The following is a 17,743-nucleotide window of genomic DNA, read 5'->3' as shown; positions in this document are numbered from 1 at the left end:
GAACGGCGGGACGGGGACGGCCGGTCAGAACGGCAGGTTCGCCACGACCGGGTTGGGCATCGGGACGGTCGAGGTGATGAAGGACGGGGCGTTGACGACGGCCTGGGTCACCGCCGACACCTTGAACTTCGCCCCCGCCTTGATGTCCACGCCCAGCCCCGCGCTCAGCTCGATCCGGCCCGCCGCCGAGAGCTTCAGGTCCGTCCCCGACTCGACCGTGACGCCCCGCGCGCCCGTGATGGTGACCGTGCCGTCGCTGTCGATGGTCAGGGTGGTGCGGGCCTCGTTCAGCTCGACGCTCAGACCCCCCTTCGAGGTGCGCAGCCGGATGCCGTGCGAGGCGCGCGTCCGGCCGCCCTCCTCGCGCAGCTCCACCGTGTGGCCGGTGCGGGACGTCAGGGCGCGCCACTGCACCCGCCCGCTCGTCGGGTCGACGGGCGGGACCCGGTCGGTGGCGGGGGTGTGCCGGTCGATGCCGTTGTAGAGCCCCGCCAGGACGTACGGGTGCTCCAGGGAGCCCCGGTCGAAGGCGCACAGCACCTCGTCGTCCACCTCCGGCAGGACCAGGCCGCCGCCCCCGCGCCCGCCGAGCTGCGCCACCCGGCACCAGCCGCTCTCGTACGTCGCCGACAGCCACGGGAAGCGCAGCCTGACCCGGCCGAGGGAGAGGGGGTCCTTGGTGTTGGTGACCAGCGCGACCGCCACGCCCGGCATGGGCGGCGCCGGTTCGCCGCCGCCCGAGGCCGTCCCGTACAGCGAGCGGAACTGCCGGCCCGACACGGTCAGCCAGGTGGTGAACTGCCGCCCGGACGCGAAGACGTGGCGCACCCCGGTCGCGGTGTACCGGCCCTCGAAGGGGAAGCCCGCGCCCTTCACGGCCACCGGCTGCCCCGGCTTCAGCGCCGGGTTGCCCGTGACGGCCACCTCCACCTCCGCGAACGAGCCGGTGACGTCGTCGGCGAGCGCCGCGGCCGCCTGGCTCACCTCCGACTGGGTCGTGAACGGCGTTCCCGTCGAGGCCAGTTCGGACGCGCCGAAGAGCGCGGACAGCTGCGCCGGGGTGATGTCGGAGACGATGTCCCTGCTCGCCACGGCCGGTGTCGGCGCGGTCAGCGCCTGCTTGGTGCGCGGGTCCCAGCCCCGCACGTCGACCTTCCCGACCTGTCCCGCGGCCGTGACCGACACCCGGCTGTGCAGCGTGTTGGACCCGAAGTCCAGGACGTACGGGCTGGCGGCGGCCGGGGTGGTGTCGGAGGGCGCGGCGGAGGCGGGCGGCAGCGCGGCGAAGACGAGCCGGCCCGCCGGGTCCAGGGACAGCCGCACGTCGTTCTCCCGCGCGAGCCGGGACAGGAAGTCCCAGTCCGTGATGTTCGGCTGGGTCGCCAGCTCGTACACGGTCGGGGTGGCGTCGATCCTGCCGATCGGGACGCGGTTGAGCCCGGCGAGCTTCCGCACGATGTCGGAGGCCGTCATGTTCGGGTAGCCCTCGACGCGCCGGTTGCGCAGCAGCCGGTGGCCCGGGTCGTAACCGCGCAGGATCAGGTACCGGCCGTGGCCCGGCGCCGCGTCCACCTCGACGGCCGTGACCTCCCCGGTCAGCATGGGCTCGCCGAGCCGCCCGTCGGTGAACGGCGAGAGCACCGCCATCGCCCCGACCTTGAGGTACGGGAACTTCTCGGTGAGGGTGCCGTCCTTGTCGCTGAACGTCAGCTGGAACGCGGACGGGACGTTGACGCTGGCGTCCACCCAGCCCTCGGTGAGCCGGACCGCCAGCGGGTCCGGCAGCGGCGTGCCGTCGAGCTGCACGTGGAGGACGGTGGTGAAGGTCTTCTCGCTCATGGGGCGCCCTGGGTCTCCGGCATGTCGGTGGTGGACGGGAGCAGCAGTTCCGTGCCGGGACGCAGCCGCATCGGGTCGTCGATGCCGTTGGCCTCGGCGATCACCCGCCACCGGGTCGCGTCGCCGTACTCCCGCCAGGCGAGGGAGGCGAGCGAGTCCCCGGCGACCGTGCGGTGCGCGCGGCGGGCCGAGAGCGCGCCGGAGGTCGGGTTCTGCTTCTTGGTCGCGGTGGCGACCTCGGTGAGGGAGAGGGAGCAGGTGGCGCGGATCGGTATGCCGCTGGGGCTGAAGAGGGTGTACGTCGCGGAGACCGAGGTCACGTACGCCACGAACCGCACGGTCGAGAACGACCCCCAGGAGAACTCCACCCACGGCGGCGACGGCGCCTTCGCGCCGATGCTCTGCGAGGTCACCTCGCAGCACGACAGCAGGAGTTCGACCTGCTGCTGCACGTCGTTCGAGGAGGGGTCGTCGGACCGGTCCAGGAACACCTCCAGCTGGAGCCGGGCCGGCTCGCTGCCGGTGAACTTCGGCGGCGCGCCCCGCGTGTACGCGACGGCCGGCTCGGTGTGCCAGTTCGCGGACCGGCTCAACTGGAGCTGGTCCGGGTTGAACTGGAACTTCACCTCGCCGATCCGGCCGCCCATGGAACCGCCGAGGTCGGTCGGCGGCTGGTGGATGGAGAGCGTGGCCCGCGAGAGCCCGCGGGCCACGCCGATGAGGGGAGCCATCTCAGGCGCCTCCCGCGTCGGTGAAGCCGTGGTGCGCGATCTCCAGCGTCTCGGTGGCCACGGCCGGGCTGGCCGGGTCGAGCGTCGGCCCCGTCCAGCGGACCGGCAGCACCTCGACCAGACCCCACTGGGCGACCGTCGACCCGTCCGCGCGCAGGGCCGCGATCTGCGCCGTCGGGCGGGTGATCCCGGTCGCGAGCGACGAGATCCAGGTGGCGACCTTGGCGGTGTCAGCGGTGAGGGGGCGGGAGAGGCGGATCGTGGAGAAGGTGACGCGGGTCGGGAGCTGCCAGACGAAGCCGTTGTTGCCGCCCTCCCGGCGCTGCTCCACCTCCACCTCGGAGGAGAGGCCGTCGCAGCCGTTGAACAGGCCGAGGTCCTGGCCGTCGATCGTGAGCTTGAAGAAGACGGTGGACGCGGGGTCCGGCTGGGTGGGCATGAGGAGGTCTCTCGGGTCGGCGGTGCGGGAGGGAACGGATCGGGGGCGGACGGGCCGGACGGGTGGACGGGTACGGAAGCGGTCGGCGGTGCGGGCGGGGGCGGGACGGGTTCCGGCGGTCAGTGGCCGTGGTCCCGGAGGCGGCCCACCCGCTCGCGGTCGGCGCGGAGTTCGGCGCGCAGGAGCCGCGAGAGGGGGGTGACGAGCCGGCGGGCCAGCTCGTCGAGCTGAGTGGGCGACGCGGTGTCGGAGGCGGCTTCCGCACCGCGCTGCACGGAGGGCGGCGCGGACGCGGTGCGGGTGACGGGAGCGGGGTCGGTCCGGACGGAGGAGGTGCTGGGAACGGCCGGGGGCTGCCGGGACGCCGTCCGCTGGAGCGGGGCGGACGCGGGCGCCTGCGTGGGCGCGGTCTCGGGGGCGTTCCGGCGCTGTGCGACCACCGGCCGTGCGACCGGCCCGGCGGCGGCGGGCGCGGAGAGGGGGACCACGGGCCGGGGGGCCGGGGCGGAGGGGACGGCGCGCTGGACGGCTGGAGCGGGCGTGCCCGGGGAGAGGGGGACGACGGGCCGGGGCGCGGTGGGAGCGCCGGAGGCGGCACGGGGCGCGGCAGCGGTGAGGGGCGCCGGGACCGGGGCGGTGAGGGGCGCCGGGCGGTGAGGGGCACGGGAGCCGGGAGCCGTGTTCGCGGTGCCGGGGGCGGGCGTGCCCGGGAGACCCGGGGCGTCCGGGAGGCGCGGGGTCAGCGGGCGGCCGGTGGCCAGGGGGAGCGAGGCACGCCGCTGGACCGGGGGAGTGGAGGACCGGGGGAGGCCGGCGGGGGCGACCAGGGGGACGGAGGGCCCGGCGGGCAGCGCGGAACGGCCCGGGGACCGGCGTTCGGGCGCCGGGACCGGCTCGTGGCCCGGGGCACGGGAGGGTTCCCCGGCGCGCGGCGCGGCGGGGAGCGGACGGGCGGCGGGGGGCGCCTGCCGGGCCGGGGCGGGAACGGGCGTGCGCGGCGCTTCCGGAGCGCCCGCTCCGGGGGCGCCGGGCGCGGCGGCGGCCCGGGAGGACCGCTGGACCGGGCCCGGGAGGGGGACGGTGCCGGGGGAGTGCGGCGCGGCCGGGGACGGTACGGGGGCGGCGGGAGGTGCGGCCGGGGCGGACGCGGGCGGTACGGGGGCAGCCGGAAGCGCGGCCGGGGCGGACGGAGGCGGTGCCGCCGGGGAGGCCGTGGCGCGCTGGACGGGAGCGGCCCCGGAGGGACCGGAGGCCGTGACCGGCCGCGTGAGGGGCGCCCCGATCGGGGAGCGCCGCGGCACGGGGTTCGCTCGCGCCGCCGGTACGTCGCCGGTGGTGCGCCGCACGGGGGCGCCGAGTCCGGGCCGGACGGGGGACGGGGCGGCCGGGGACGGGGCGGGGGAGGCAGGGGTGGCCGGGGACGAGTCGGGGGAGGTCGACGCGCGCGGAGCCGGGGGAGCGACCGGGTTCTCCCGGAGCGGCTGGACGGACGGGTGCGCGGGGGTGGCGCCGGACGCCGGGCCGACGGGACGGGACGGGGCCGTCCTCGCGGTCTGGACCACCGGGGGCGCGGAGGTCACCGGAGGCGCGGAGGCCGCCGGGCGCGCGGGAGGCGCGCCGGGCGCCGGGCTCGGGTGCGCGGGCGAACCCGTCGGCGGGGTCCGGGGCGCCGAGGCGGGTGCCGGGCTCTTCTGGACGGCCGGACGCACGGGAGCGGCGCCGGGCGCCGGGTTCGTCCGGGCGGACGGAGCCGCCTGCGGGGCCCGGCCCGCCGGGCGCACGGAAGCGTTCGGGGCCGTCGGGGCCACGGGAGGGGTGGTGGACGCCGGGCTCTTCGGGGCCGACGGAGCAGATGAGGCCGACGGAGCCGACGGGGCCGACGGAGCCGACGGGGCCACGGGTGGAGCGGCGGACGCCGGGGCCGCCGGAGCCACGGGCGGGATGGCGGGCGTCGGGCTCTTCGGGGCCGACGGAGACGCCGGGGACCCGGACGCGGAAGGAGCGACGGGCCCCGGCTTCCTCTGGACGGCCGGAGTCGACCGGGCGGCCGGGGACGACGGAGGCTTCGCCGGTGCCGGTGTGGGTGCGGCGTTCCCGGCCGCCGGGCGCGCGGACGCGGCCGGGGACGCGGGGGACGTGGTGGGGGCCGGGGCCTTCCGGTCCGCCGGGTTGGCCCGGGAGGCCGGGGCGGTGGGACGCGGCGGCGCGACCGGAACGGCCGGCGGTGCGGGTGCCGGGCCCGGCGCGGGTGCCTGGGGCGCGGAGGCCGTCGTGCTCCAGTCCGCGCCCGGGGCACGCCGTGAACGGCGCACGGCGGGGCGGCGCTGGACCGGCGCGCCCTGCGTGCCGGTGGAAGTCCCGGGCCCCGCGGGGGAGTCGGGGCCCGGGACGATCTGGGGCCGTTCGGCGGCCGGGGGTTCCGGCGCGACGGCGGGCCGTGCGGCCGTGGGCGTCTCCCCGGCCGCGGGCGCGGGCGAGGACGCCGGGACGGTGGGGCGGGGAGCGCCCGCCGGGGCGAGGAGGCGCGACGTCCGGACGGGCGGAGCGGAGATCAGCGGCGAACGCCGTACGGGACTTCCACCGGCGGGGCCGGGAGTTCCCGCGACGGCCCCGCGTGCGGGGGTCGCCGGGGGGCGCGCCGGAGCGCCCCCGGGCGCGGCGGCGCGCTGGACGGCCGGGGACGCGCCGGAGGAGCCCGCCGCGCGTACCGGGCCGTCACCCCGTACCGGGCCGTCACCTCGCACCGGACCGCCATTCCGCACCGGAGCGTCACCCCGTACCGGAGCGGCGGTCCCGCTCCGGACCGCGTGCGGCCCTCCGGCCCCGTCGGCCGGGTCCGGGCCGGTGCCCGGCTCCGCGTCCGGGGCGACGGACCGTGCCACCGGCAGCCGCAGTCCCGGCAGTTCGGGGGCGGTGGTGCCGGTGGCCGGGCGGACGGTCCGCGCCGCGTCAAGGAGGACGCCGGCCGGGGCGTCCGGGAGGGCGCCGTGGCCCAGGTCGCTCTGGAAGGACGGGTTCCAGTGGGTCGCGAGGGAGGAGGCGAAGCCGTGCTCCGCCACGGTGCGCGGCGCGTCGAGGACCCGCTGCACGGGCGGCAGCGCCCGCCACGCGTCGCCGGACGCCGCCCCGGGGGCCGCGCCCCCCGTGGGGGCACCCGCCTCCGCGGGAGCGTCCGCCCCCGTACCGCGCGGCTTGCGCGTCCGCCACTTCCCGAACATTCCCACCGTCTCCGACCTCCCTTCCCGTCCTGCTCCTGCTCCGGCCCGGGGGCCCCGGCCGTGATCCCGGTCCCGGCCCCTACTCCTGCGACCGCTCCACCAGCGACGCCACCTGTGCCACGTAGCGGCGCCGGTCCGCGTGCTCCAGGTCGAGGATGGCGTCCATGCCCCAGTGGAAGTGGAAGGCGAGGTACGCGGTCTCCTCCTCGATCCGGTCGGCCGCGTACGTCACGATTCCCCCAGGCGGCTCCCGGCCAGTTCGACCTCGAAGGACTCCTCGCAGTGCGGGCACGCGACGGCGGCCCTGGTGTGGCCCTCCGCGTTGATCTGCCGGTAGAAGTCCTGGAGGAACGCCAGGTCGGAGGCGAACATGTTCTCCACCGTCCCGTCGTGGACCGACGGGAGCGTGCCCAGCCGGGTGATGACCCGCCCGAGCAGCACCACGGACAGGTACGCCGGGTTCTCGCGGACCCGGATGTCCCGCAGCGGGACCAGCTCGTCCCTGGCCGTGGCCAGCCGCATCGCCCCGTTGCGGTGCACGGTGCCCGCCTCGTCGACGAACCCGCGCGGCAGCTCGAACTCGAACTCCGTACGGAGCGGCTCGTGTGGGCGGTCCTGCCGCGTTCCCGCCGATCCCTCGCGTCGCATCAGCCGAGCGTCAGCTCTTCGAAGGTGATGGTGACCTGCTCGGTCAGGGCCGCCGCGTCACCGGCCTTGACCCCGCTCACCTCCACCTTGGTGCACCAGGCGTTGCGCAGGTTGTACCGCTTCACCGGGTTCAGCTGGTAGTCCATGAAGATGATGGAGGCGTTCTTGCGGGCCGATCCCATGTCGCCCGCGATGGAGGCCGCGATCCACTCGGTGAAGGCGGCGGACTGCGTGGCGCCGCGGGTCACCGTGCACTCGCCGGCCTTCTTCACGCCGGGGAGCTTCTTGATGATCGGCTTGCCGTCGGCCGAGACCTGCTGGAACTCGATGACGTCCTGCTCCATCGAGAGGCTGCTGACCTCCTGCAGGGTCTCGACCATCACCCCGTCGATCTGCAGGCCGAAATTGTGGGCGGCGAGGGCGTCACCGGTGTCGAGGGACATGAGGGGTCACTCCTGTTCGGGTGGGAACCGCGGGGCCGGCTCGCGACGGCCCCGCGTGGTTCCGCGGAGGGTTGGGGCGGGGGAGGGCGTACGGGTGGGGCGGCGGGGCGGAGGTCTACTCCTCCAGCTCGCCGCCACCGCTCTGGAACTGCGCCAGGCGGAAGACCACGAACTCGGCGGGCTTCACCGGGGCGATGCCGATCTCGCAGACCACGCGGCCGAGGTCGATCGACTCCGGCGGGTTGGTCTCCGCGTCGCACTTCACGTAGAAGGCGTCCTCGGCGCGCTGGCCGAACAGGGCGCCCTGGCGCCACTCGTTGACGAGGAACGCGGAGATGTTGCGGCGGATGCGGGCCCACAGCGACTGGTCGTTGGGCTCGAAGACGACCCACTGGGTGCCGACGAGGATCGACTCCTCCAGGTAGTTGAAGTAGCGGCGCACGTTCAGGTACCGCCACGCCGGGTCGGACGCGAGGGTGCGCGCGCCCCACACGCGGATGCCCCGGCCCGGGAAGGCGCGGATGCAGTTCACGCCGATCGGGTTGAGCAGGTCCTGCTCGCCGCGCGTGATCTGGAGCTCCAGGTCGACCGCGCCGCGCACGATCTCGTTGGCGGGGGCCTTGTGGACGCCGCGCTCCGAGTCGTTGCGGGCCCAGACGCCGGCCATGTGGCCGGACGGCGGAACCGTACGGGTCTGGCCGGTCGCCGGGTCGAACGACTTGATCCACGGGTAGTAGAGGGCCGCGTACCGGGAGTCGTAACCGGCGATCTCCTGGCGCCACTTGCGGACGTCGCGGGCGTTCAGGGCGGGCGGCGGGTCGAGGATCGCCATCCGGTCGCCCATCAGCTCGCAGTGCGCGATGAGGCCGAGCTGCACGGCCTTGACCTGCTCCAGGTCGATGAGGCCCTGCTGGTAGGCGGCCATCAGGTCCGGCACGGCGACCATGTTGATCTCGTCCAGCGCCTCCAGGCCGCCGAAGCCGGTGCGGTCGGCGGAGTCGCCGATGAACTGCCCGGACTCCATCGCGGCGGGGCCCGCCGCCTGCGCCGGGACGGCCACGGGGGCCTGCGCCGGCGGGGCGAGGGTGACGGCCTGCGCGTCGGGCCTGGCGAGCTGCCCGCCCGCCACGGCCTCCTCCAGGACGATGGTCTTGGAACGCTGCTTGACCTGCGCGACGACGTAGTTGCGGGCGCTCTTCTTCGCGGAGGCGTCGAAGCTCTCGACGACCTTCTCGCCGTCCTTGACGACCAGCTTGAAGCGCTCGGTCTCGCCCTCGACGTCCTGCACCTCGACGGTGAGCGCCCCGTCGGCCCCGGTCCCGGCCGTCAGGGCGGCGACCCGGAAGGAGCCGAGCGCCACGGCCTCGCCGGCCACCAGCTCGCGCGGCGCGTCGGCGGCGGAGGCGACGGCCCGCGCGGCGCCCTGGGCGTCCCCGCCGCCGACGCGCACGACGTACGCGGCGCTGCCCCCGTTGTTGAAGAAGCCGTACACGGAGTGGGCGAGGTAGTACCCGTCCGTGAAGTCCCCGAACGCCGCCACGTACTGGGACCAGTTGGTCACCAGGACCGGCTCGTTGAGCGGCCCGGCGGGTGCGAGCCCGACGAACGCGGCGACGGAGGTCCCGACCCCCTCGATGGGGCGGGAGCCGCTGGCCACTTCCTCGACGTAGACGCCGGGGGACAGGTACGTGGGCATGGGTGTGGTGCTCCTAGGGAGTGAGGGGCGGTTCAGGGGTTCGGGACGGTTTCCCCGGGCCGTGCGGTGTTTCCCGGAAAGGGCGTCCGTGCCGGGCGGTCGTCCCGGACCGTCCTGGTGACGCCGTGGTGCGCCGCCCTCATCCCGCTTGCCCTCCCCTGCGTTCCCGGCCGGTGGTCGTACGCTTCCGACTTTCGCCGGACTCCACCGCCGCGACCAGGGAAGAAGGGGCGCTCGCGAGGGCAGGGGCGGTTGCCCTCGCGGACACCGCCCTCCGTTCGCACGTCCGCACGTCCGCGGAGGACCGCCGGGCCCGGGAGGGCCGGGACGCGGGGACGGCGGGGGCCTTCGCCTCCACCGCCCGTACGGGCCGGTTCCACGGACCGGCCCGTGCGGTCCGGGCCGTGCGGACCGGCCCGTACCCACAGGACGAGACTGCCGGGCGGGCCGGCGGGCGGGGAGGCGCGCGCGGGAAACCCCGGGGGCAGGCCCCGGTGCCCTTTCGCCCGGCCGCCCACGGGGTTTTCGTACGCCCGGGGCGGGTAGGCGTGCCACCGGCACCACCGGCACCACCGGCACGGGCCGGGCACGGGCTTCGGCGCCGGCGGCCGCGAGCGCCTCCGTTTCGCGGGGCGGCCCGGCCGGGGCCGTACGGCCGGGCGGAGGGACCCCCTTGGTGGCGCGGCCCGCGCGTGCGAAGGTACGACCCGGGGGCACGCCCCGGTTCACGGCCGGAACCCGCCCCCGGGCCGCTCCGGGGCGCGCGGAGGCACGCCGTGCTGCCCCCGAACAGGTACGTTCGGGCAACCGGACGCCGCCCCTTCACCCCTAGCCTTCGCCCATGACCATGTGGACCTCTCTGGACCCGGCCGAGGCGACCGTCGAGCCAGGGGCCCGGACCTCCGCCCGCCTGCGGGTGCGGAACACCGGCGACACCGTCGAGGAGTACCGGCTCTCCCTGGTGGGCAGGCCCGCGGGCTGGTCCCGGGTGGAGCCCGACGTCCTCCGCCTCTACCCGGGCGCCGAGGGGACCGCCGAGATCTCGTTCGCCCCGCCCCGCTCCTCGGACGTGGAGGCCGGGCCCGTCGCGTACGGCGTCCGCGTCGATCCCCGGGAGAACTCCGGCGCCCGCGACGTGGTGGAGGGCCGGCTGACCGTCACCCCCTTCACCGAGACGCGCGCCGAAGTGCTGCCGCCCGCGCTCTTCGGCCGTTTCCGGGGACGTGCCCGCATCGCCGTGGACAACCTCGGCAACACCCCGCTGACCGCCTCCCTGGTGGTGCGCGACGAGGCGAACCGGCTCACCTTCGACATGCGGCCGAACGCCGTGCAGATCGCCCCGGGCCGGGCCGCCTTCGGCGACCTCGTGGTGCGGCCGCAGGCCGTGCGCTGGACCGGAGCCGAGGAGTCGCACCGGTTCACCGTGGCCGTCCGGCGGGCGGGCGACGACACGCCCCTCGACCTGGAGGCCACCTTCGACCAGCGTCCCGTCTTCGGGACCTGGCTGATGGTGGCGGGCGGGCTCCTGATGACCGCCGCGATCGCCTTCTGCGTGCTCTGGTTCGGCTTCTCCCCGAAGGTCGTCAGCGCGGCCAGGGACCTCGGGGCGACGGGCGCGCCCCGCCCCGCCCCGCAGGGCGCCGGGACCGCGCTCCCCGCGGCGCCCCCGCCCCCGCCCTCGGAGACCGGCGGCCCCGTGCCCGGCGGGAACCAGCCCGGCGGCTCCCCGCCCCCCGTGGGCGGCGGAACGCCGCCGCCCGCCGGAGGCGACCCCGGCACGGGCGACGGGCCGGGCGGGGCGGGTCCCGGCGGGGGCGGACCGGGCGCCGGCGGGTCACCCGGCGGCGCGGGCGACGGCGGTTCGGGCGGTGCCCCGGGAGGGGGCGGCGGAGGGGGCGGACAGCCCCCCGCCCCGCCCGCACCCTCCGTCACCGTGCCGCCGTGGAAGGCCGGGTACCCGAAGGACGACGTCGTCGAGTTCGCGCAGGCGCGCCTCGCCGCCCTCGGCAGCAAGAACCGCTGCACGCTCAAGCCGCCCTGGAGCAAGGGCGTGATCGACGGCCCGACCCGCGCCTCCCTCGCCTGCTACCAGCAGGCCGTCGTCGACGACGGCCTCGCGAACAACCAGAACTCCGCCGCGATCTTCGAAACCGACAAGAAGGGCGAACTCGGCCGCGCCACCCTCACCTCGCTGTGGGTCCAGGGCGTCACGGCCGACCGGCTGAAGCCCGGCGGCTCCAGCTGGGAGACCACCCGGGTCGTGGCGGCCTTCTGGTGGGCGTACAACCGCGAGCACAGCGACCAGGACCTCGCCCGGGACCGTCTGTACGCCCGGCAGGGCATCGCCTACTTCGCCACCGGGCAGACGGCGCCCACCGCCTACGACAAGAACGTCACCCGGTACATCGGCCTGTACCAGCAGGCCGTCGGACTGGGCGTCACCGGCGTCGTCGACGGGCCGACGCTCCACCGGATGCGCGGCGGCAGCGTCATGTGAGCCGGAACGCGGACCGCGGGGAGGGGACCGGCCGCACGGCCGGTCCCCTCCCCGCGCCGGGCCGCCGGAACGGTCAGGGAGCCCAGGGGAGGCCCGCGTCCGGCACCAGCCGGCCCGCCTTGCGGTACTCGCGCCGCGCCCCCGCCCGTACGTCCGCGCCGGTCACCGCCGAGCCGCGGGCCGCCGCCAGGTAGCCGGCCGTCACCGCGGCCGACCGGATCGCGCCGCCCGCCAGCTCGAACTCCCGGGCGCAGCGGGCGATCTCCGCGTCCACGTCCGCCTCCTTCGGCGCGCCCGCCAGGCACGCGTGCCAGAGGGAGAGCCGCTGCCCGGGATCGGGGAACGGGAACTCCACGACCAGGTCGAGCCGGCGCGTGAACGCCTCGTCGATGTTGGCCCGGAGGTTGGTGGTGAGCACCGCGATCCCGTCGAACGCCTCGAGCCGCTGGAGCAGGTACGCGCTCTCCAGGTTGGCGTACCGGTCGTGCGAACTCTTCACCTCCGAGCGCTTCCCGAAGACCGCGTCGGCCTCGTCGAAGAGCAGGACGCAGTCCGTGCGGTCCACCTCGGTGAAGATCCGCTCCAGGTTCTTCTCGGTCTCCCCGACGTACTTGTCGACCACCGACGACAGGTCCACCACGTAGAGGTCGAGGCCCAGTTCGCCCGCGACGACCTCCGCGCCGAGCGTCTTCCCGGTGCCCGACTCGCCGGCGAACAGCGCGACGACGCCGCGCCCCCGGCCGCCCCCGGTCCGCAGCCGCCACTCGCCGAGGACCCGGTCCCGGTCGCGGGCCCGCCCGGTCAGCTCGCGCAGCAGCCCCAGCGGTTCCCCGGGGAGCACGAGATCGGCGAACCCCACGGCGGGCCGTATCCGCCGCGCGTGGCTGTCGAGCAGCGGCGCGGAGACCAGCCGGGCACTGCGCCGCACCTGCGCGAGGTTCGGACCGGTGCCCTCGAACGCGGCCAGCGTCCGCGCCGAACGGGCGGCCCGGCGGATCTGGTCACCGCTGAGACGGTACGGAGCGGTGGCCTCCGCCAGGTCGAGGCCGGCGTCGCAGGTGCCGAGTTCGCGCTGCCACAGGTCGCCGGGGGCCGTCGTGCCGCCCGGCGCGTCCAGCGCGAGCAGGTCGGCGTCCGGCGCCCACCGGGGGTCGGGCGCGCCGGTGCCCGCGAGGACCACCGTCACGGCGGGCGAGGCCAGCGCGCGCACCAGCGGCCCCGGCCCCGCCGGCAGCGGCTCGACGACCACGGCGGCACCGCGCAGCCGGGCCTCGCGCAGCAGCGCCCGCGCCACCGGGACGTCGACGGACTCCGGCCGGTACCGCAGCACGGACCGTCCGGCGTCCCGCAGCGCGGCCACCACCGGATCGGCACCGGACCCGGGCACGCGTTCCCGCAGGTGGACGGTGACGGGACCGGCGGCCGCGACCCGCGCCCCGACCGAGGCGGGCTCCGGGGGCGTCCCGGCGGCCTCGGGTGGCAGCAGCTCGACCCCCGCGCCGATCAGCGCGGCGTCGAGGCGGCCGTCGTCGCCGAGGAGGTGCGCCACCACCCGTTCCGGCACGCGCAGCGCCCGTCCCGGCAGCGGCCGGTCCTCGTCCTCGACCTCCAGGAGTCCGCCGGAACGCAGCGGCGCGGCCGGGTGGAAGCGGTCGCGGCCGGCCGGGTCGTGGGGGCCGCTGCCCGCGAGGTCGAGGGCGAGCGCCACGGTGGCGCGGCGCCGGCCGACGTCGTCGTTGAGGTAGCCGTAGAGCGCCTCGAACCCCCGGTCCACCTCGGGCGCGAGGGCCGCGACGAGGAGATGGACGTCGAGCGGGGAGAGCCCGAAGGCGCGGGCGAGCCCGGCGGCCCGGTCCGTCCCGCCGGCGTCCGGCGGCACGACGTCCTCCTCCCGCGCCGCCGGGGGCGGGCCCGCCGCGATGATCCGGCGGGCCGTCTCCCCGGTGACGTACAGGCCCCGCAGCGGATCGCCCGCCGTGGGGTCCCCGGCGCTGCGGGCGTCCACGAGGGCGGCGACCCGGGCGCGCAGGGCGGCGATCCGGGCGAGCACGCCGTCCCCGCCCGGACGGCCCGTGTCCGTGGTGTCCGTGTCCGTAGTGTCCGTGTCCGTGATGTCGGTGTCCGTGGTGCCGGTGTCAGCGCCGGAGGCCATGCCCGTCCCCGTCCTTCCCGCCGGGGGCCGCCGCTCCCGGCGCCGTCCCCGTCCGCCGCGACATCCGGAGCCCGGAGTCGTCCGGCACGCCGTCGATCCCCCGTACGATCAGGCCCGCGCCCTCGGTGACCGGCGGCGCCGGCTCGTACACCGGGGTGACGGGGAACGGCGTGGCGACCACGAGGTCCAGGGACGGCTTGAGTTCGCCGCCGAGCGCCGACCAGATGTCCGCGAGCGACCGCGACTCGGCCGGCGGCACCGCGACGGAGAGCGGGAGGGCCGTGGCGATCGGGCGCACCGACTCCGGCACCGCGTCGCCCGACAGCGCCTCGTGGGGCAGCAGGAGGGCGAGCGCGCCGGCGAGCAGCCGGTGCTCGTCCTCGGGCCGCGAGGTCCAGGCGGTCACCAGGTACGAGAGCCGGAACCAGCGCGGAGGCCGGCGCACGCGCGTCACGATCCCCCGGGCGTCCCGCTCGGCCAGCGTGCCCCCCTCGCGCCGCGACACGTCCTCCCGGATGTCGTACAGATAGGCGTTCAGGGTCGGCTCGTTGCGGCGGGCCGCCCAGTCGCGGGTCGGCGCGTCGAAGGCGACGTCGCCCGTGACGGCGGGTGCGAGGAGACGGCGCAGCGCCTCGTCGATCTCGTGGATCATCAGATGTAACCTTCGCGGAGCGCGTACGCGACGGCATGCGCCCGGTTGGTGAGCTGGAGACGCGTCATCAGCGCGTGCAGGATGTTCTTCACGGTGCGTTCGGAGTAGGCGAGCTTCTCGCTGATCTGCCGGGTGTCCAGGCCCTCGGCGAGCAGCCGCAGGACGTCCACCTCGCGCGGGGCCATGCCGAAGAGCGGCGCCGTCCCGCCGGCCGCCGCGCCCGCCGCCGTCGCCCGCTGCAGCCGGCCCACCTGGTTCAGCAGGCGGCTGACCAGGTCCGGCGGCAGTTCCCCCTCGCCGCGCGCCGCGCTGTGCACGGCGCTCAACAGCCGCTGCTCGGTGGCCTGGTGGCGCCAGATGATGGCGCGCACCCCGTACTCGACCACCGACAGCAGGTCCGGCTCGCGCAGTTCGCCGGCGACGAGGACGACGCGCTGGTCCCGGCCGCGCAGCAGGCGCCGCAGTTCGGCCGTGGTGGGTTCGTCGATCCGGTCCGCGAGCATCACGGCGACCGCGGGGGCGTTCCGTGCCCGGTCGTCCCCGTCCCCGCCGTCCCGCTCGCCGCCGTCCTGTTCCGGCACGACGTCCAGGGACGGCTGGTGCCGCAGGTGGCTGATCAGACCGGCCCGGCTGAGCGGATCGGACGCGTGGACGGTCACCGTCACCCGTTTGGTGAGCACTTCCGCTACCTGCCCCTTCTCACACGCCCCGACCGCACGGGCGTGGTCGGGCGCCCGGGTGCGGAAGGCAAGGCGGCCGCGCCGGTGCCCGTCGGCCGGTGTCCGGCGCGCGTGGCGGTCCCCGCGGTCTGGTGTCCGTGGCCGGCCCGCCGGCCACGATGGTCCCCTCCACCTTGGCGTGCGGTGCTCACGTCCCGCTGCCGTCGCGCTAACGCCCCGCTGACACAGGATTTTCGGCCAACCGGTTCGGGCCACGCGTCCTTCCCGGGTCCCGTGCCGGCGGACCGGCGGAGACGCGCGCCGCCTCCGCTTCCGGGAGCGCGGCACGCGGTTCTATGGTGGGCGGCGCAGATCGCGCGGACCGCGCGGTCCTCCGCGGGCACGCGTCCGATCCGGCGGCCATCCCGGCGGCGGGGTCGCACCCGCACGACACGAACGAGGAGTTCCATGGACATCGCCGGCTCCGCCGCTCTCGTCACCGGCGCCGCCTCCGGCCTCGGCGCCGCCACCGCCGCCGCGCTCGCCGCGCGCGGCGCCACCGTCTACGGCCTGGACCTGGACAAGGCCGTGGCCGCCGCCGGGCCGCTCCCCGAGGGCGTCCGGCTGCTCGCCGCCGACGTCACCGACGAGGAGCAGGTCCGCGCGGCCCTCGCCGTGGCCGACGCCGACGGGGCCGAGCTGCGGCTCGCCGTGAACTGCGCCGGCATCGCCCCCTCCGCCCGCGTCCTGGGCCGGAAGGGCCCGCACGACCTCGACCTGTTCCGCGCGGTGCTCGACGTCAACCTGATCGGCACGTTCAACGTGATGCGGCTCGCCGCCGAGGCCATCGCCCGGCACGAGCCCGACGGGCACGGACAGCGCGGTCTCGTCGTCAACACCGCCTCCATCGCCGCCTTCGAGGGCCAGGTCGGCCAGATCGCGTACGCCGCCTCCAAGGCGGGCGTCGCCGGCATGACCGTCACGGCCGCCCGTGACCTCGCCCAGTTCGGCATCCGGGTCGTCACCGTCGCCCCCGGCATCGTCGACACCCCGATGATGGCCGGATTCACCGAGGAGGTCCGGGCCGGGCTCGCCGCGAGCGTCACCTTCCCGCAGCGCCTCGCCCGTCCGGAGGAGTACGCCCGCCTCGTCACGATGATCGTCGAGCACGACTACCTCAACGGCGAGACGATCCGCATGGACGGCGCGCTCCGCATGACCGCCCGCTGATCCCCGTACCCCGCGAGGGCACTGGGTGCCGTATCTCTCTGGCACCTAGTGCCGCGCCGGGTCCGCCCGGGTGTTAGGTTCGGGCCATGGGAACAGCGTCGACGCACTCCACGAAGCCCGCGATGCGGGACTCCCTCATCGCCGCCGCCTTCCAGCTCTTCCTGGAGCGGGGCTACGAGCAGACCACCGTGGACGACATCGTGACGCTCGCGGGCGTGGGCCGGCGGTCCTTCTTCCGGTACTTCCCGTCGAAGGAGGACGTGGTCTTCCCCGACCACGAGCAGTGCCTCGCCGACATGACCCGCTTCCTGGCCGCGAGCGCCGACACGGACGACCCGGTCGTCCGCGTCGGCGACGCCGCCCGGCTCGTCATGCGGATGTACGCCGAGAACCCCACCTTCTCCGTCCAGCGCTACCGGCTCACCCGCGAGGTCACCGGCCTCCGGACGTACGAGCTGTCGGTGGTCTGGCGGTACGAGAAGACCCTCGGCGACTACCTGCGCGCCCGCTGGGCCGACCGCAGGGACGGCACCCTGCGCGCCAACGTGGTCGCGGCGGCCGTGGTCGCCGCCCACAACCACGCCCTGCGGCACTGGCTGCGCTCGGGGGGCGAGGGCGATCCGCTCGCGGCGGTGGACGAGGCCCTGGAGTTCGTGCGCGCCACCTGGGGACCCGCCCCGGCCGCCGCCGAGGAGACGGAGGACGTGGTGGTGGTGATCACCAAGCGGTCCACCCCGATGTGGCGCGTGGTGCGCGAGGTCGAGGCGAGCCTCGGCGAGGGCTGAGGGGCGCCCGGGACGGAACCGGGGGAGGCCCGGGGAGGCCCGAAGGAGCCCGTGGGAGTCCGGGGGAGGCCCCGGAGCAGCCCGTGGGGAATCCGGGAGGCCCGGAGCGGCCCGGGACGGGACCACGGAGGGCGCCGCGGGGCGCACCTGAGCGGGGCCGGACGGCGCCCGGGGGCCCCGGTATCTTCGATTGAGGGAACTCAGGTCTTTATTTGATGGCACTCAGTGCCATATCTTTGCCTCGTGCACGGTCGAGCCGTCGAGTGCAAGGAGAAGGCATCGTGTTCCACACGGGATTGAGGAGCGGGACCGCCGTCCAGGCCGAGGAGTCGGCCCCCGACTCCGAGCTCTACTTCCAGCGCTGCCGCTGGTGCCACACCACCACGTTCCAGCGGCTGCTCTGTCCGACCTGCGGGTCGACCGACCTCGCGCCCGAACTCAGCGACGGAGAAGGCGTGATCTCCGTGCGGCGCGGGGTCGCCGCCGCCGACGCGGACCTCTGGCCGGTGCACATGACGGAGGGCTTCGTGGTCCGCTGCCGGGTCGACGGACCGCTGCACGCGGTGCGTCCCGGGGTCCGGGTCAAGCTCGCGTCGGGCGCCGGCGTGTCCGGCCGCAGGCCGGTCGTCCGGCTCTGCGAGGAGGTCCCCCTCGACGGCTGGCTGTGAGCCGGCACCGTTCCGCGCCGCGCGAAAGGGGCGGTGGGGTGGCACAGAGTGCCACCCCACCCCCCCCATAACCGGCCCCGGGGCAC

General features: G+C 76.1%; 15 protein-coding genes. 4 read left to right on the top strand and 11 right to left on the bottom strand.

Annotation, left to right across the window (positions count from 1 at the left end; all coding sequences use genetic code 11):
- Positions 1–24 precede the first annotated feature (24 nt).
- The 8 genes from ACZ3IL_RS23690 to ACZ3IL_RS23655 form a co-directional block, all read right to left on the bottom strand.
- The gene (locus ACZ3IL_RS23690) at positions 25–1,839 is read right to left on the bottom strand and encodes a VgrG-related protein (RefSeq protein ID WP_467393109.1); all 1,815 of its coding nucleotides are present in this window, start codon (positions 1,837–1,839) and stop codon (positions 25–27) included.
- On the bottom strand, positions 1,836–2,570 hold the full coding sequence (locus tag ACZ3IL_RS23685; RefSeq protein WP_467393107.1) for a CIS tube protein: 735 nt from the start codon (positions 2,568–2,570) through the stop codon (positions 1,836–1,838). The genes ACZ3IL_RS23690 and ACZ3IL_RS23685 overlap by 4 nt, the downstream gene beginning before the upstream one ends.
- Before the next feature lies 1 nt (position 2,571).
- Positions 2,572–3,009: a phage tail protein gene (locus ACZ3IL_RS23680; protein WP_388696214.1), complete on the bottom strand. Its 438-nt coding sequence runs from the start codon at positions 3,007–3,009 to the stop codon at positions 2,572–2,574.
- A 119-nt stretch (positions 3,010–3,128) separates the two neighbouring features.
- Positions 3,129–3,449: a hypothetical protein gene (locus tag ACZ3IL_RS23675; protein WP_467393105.1), complete on the bottom strand. Its 321-nt coding sequence runs from the start codon at positions 3,447–3,449 to the stop codon at positions 3,129–3,131.
- A 2,857-nt stretch (positions 3,450–6,306) separates the two neighbouring features.
- Positions 6,307–6,459 carry a DUF6760 family protein gene (locus ACZ3IL_RS23670; RefSeq protein ID WP_467393103.1) on the bottom strand — a complete coding sequence of 51 codons (153 nt, stop codon included), beginning with the start codon at positions 6,457–6,459 and terminating at the stop codon, positions 6,307–6,309.
- Positions 6,456–6,875, bottom strand: coding sequence for a hypothetical protein (locus ACZ3IL_RS23665; protein ID WP_467393101.1), 420 nt, complete (start codon positions 6,873–6,875; stop codon positions 6,456–6,458). Before ACZ3IL_RS23665 ends, ACZ3IL_RS23670 begins: the two co-directional genes overlap by 4 nt.
- Positions 6,875–7,318 (bottom strand): phage tail protein, encoded by a 444-nt coding sequence (locus tag ACZ3IL_RS23660; protein ID WP_467393099.1) that lies wholly within the window; start codon positions 7,316–7,318, stop codon positions 6,875–6,877. Before ACZ3IL_RS23660 ends, ACZ3IL_RS23665 begins: the two co-directional genes overlap by 1 nt.
- A gap of 115 nt (positions 7,319–7,433) precedes the next feature.
- On the bottom strand, positions 7,434–9,014 hold the full coding sequence (locus ACZ3IL_RS23655; RefSeq protein WP_467393097.1) for a phage tail sheath family protein: 1,581 nt from the start codon (positions 9,012–9,014) through the stop codon (positions 7,434–7,436).
- A gap of 841 nt (positions 9,015–9,855) precedes the next feature.
- Between ACZ3IL_RS23655 and ACZ3IL_RS23650 the strand changes: the two genes are divergently transcribed.
- Positions 9,856–11,511: a COG1470 family protein gene (locus ACZ3IL_RS23650; RefSeq protein WP_467393095.1), complete on the top strand. Its 1,656-nt coding sequence runs from the start codon at positions 9,856–9,858 to the stop codon at positions 11,509–11,511.
- Positions 11,512–11,584: 73 nt separating this feature from the next.
- Here ACZ3IL_RS23650 and ACZ3IL_RS23645 read toward each other — a convergent pair whose 3' ends face one another.
- The 3 genes from ACZ3IL_RS23645 to ACZ3IL_RS23635 are packed head-to-tail and all read right to left on the bottom strand — an operon-like array spanning position 11,585 to position 14,995.
- Positions 11,585–13,663 carry an AAA family ATPase gene (locus tag ACZ3IL_RS23645; RefSeq protein WP_467393093.1) on the bottom strand — a complete coding sequence of 693 codons (2,079 nt, stop codon included), beginning with the start codon at positions 13,661–13,663 and terminating at the stop codon, positions 11,585–11,587.
- On the bottom strand, positions 13,647–14,315 hold the full coding sequence (locus ACZ3IL_RS23640) for a Pvc16 family protein (RefSeq protein WP_467393091.1): 669 nt from the start codon (positions 14,313–14,315) through the stop codon (positions 13,647–13,649). Before ACZ3IL_RS23640 ends, ACZ3IL_RS23645 begins: the two co-directional genes overlap by 17 nt.
- Positions 14,315–14,995 (bottom strand): helix-turn-helix transcriptional regulator, encoded by a 681-nt coding sequence (locus ACZ3IL_RS23635; protein WP_467393089.1) that lies wholly within the window; start codon positions 14,993–14,995, stop codon positions 14,315–14,317. Before ACZ3IL_RS23635 ends, ACZ3IL_RS23640 begins: the two co-directional genes overlap by 1 nt.
- A 447-nt stretch (positions 14,996–15,442) precedes the next feature.
- Between ACZ3IL_RS23635 and ACZ3IL_RS23630 the strand changes: the two genes are divergently transcribed.
- The 3 genes from ACZ3IL_RS23630 to ACZ3IL_RS23620 all read left to right on the top strand — a co-directional run bounded on the left by ACZ3IL_RS23630 (position 15,443) and on the right by ACZ3IL_RS23620 (position 17,657).
- The gene (locus tag ACZ3IL_RS23630; protein WP_467393087.1) at positions 15,443–16,204 is read left to right on the top strand and encodes an SDR family NAD(P)-dependent oxidoreductase; all 762 of its coding nucleotides are present in this window, start codon (positions 15,443–15,445) and stop codon (positions 16,202–16,204) included.
- Positions 16,205–16,290: 86 nt separating this feature from the next.
- A complete protein-coding gene (locus ACZ3IL_RS23625) occupies positions 16,291–16,989 on the top strand; it encodes a TetR/AcrR family transcriptional regulator (protein WP_467393085.1) in 699 nt (232 codons plus the stop codon).
- 281 nt (positions 16,990–17,270) lie between these two features.
- Positions 17,271–17,657 carry a zinc ribbon domain-containing protein gene (locus ACZ3IL_RS23620; RefSeq protein WP_467393083.1) on the top strand — a complete coding sequence of 129 codons (387 nt, stop codon included), beginning with the start codon at positions 17,271–17,273 and terminating at the stop codon, positions 17,655–17,657.
- Positions 17,658–17,743: the final 86 nt, after the last annotated feature.

The sequence above is a fragment of the Streptomyces sp. NPDC014907 genome, from assembly GCF_055562975.1.
Note: the sequence above shows the minus strand (reverse complement) of the source record. Positions and strands in the feature narration are given on the sequence as shown.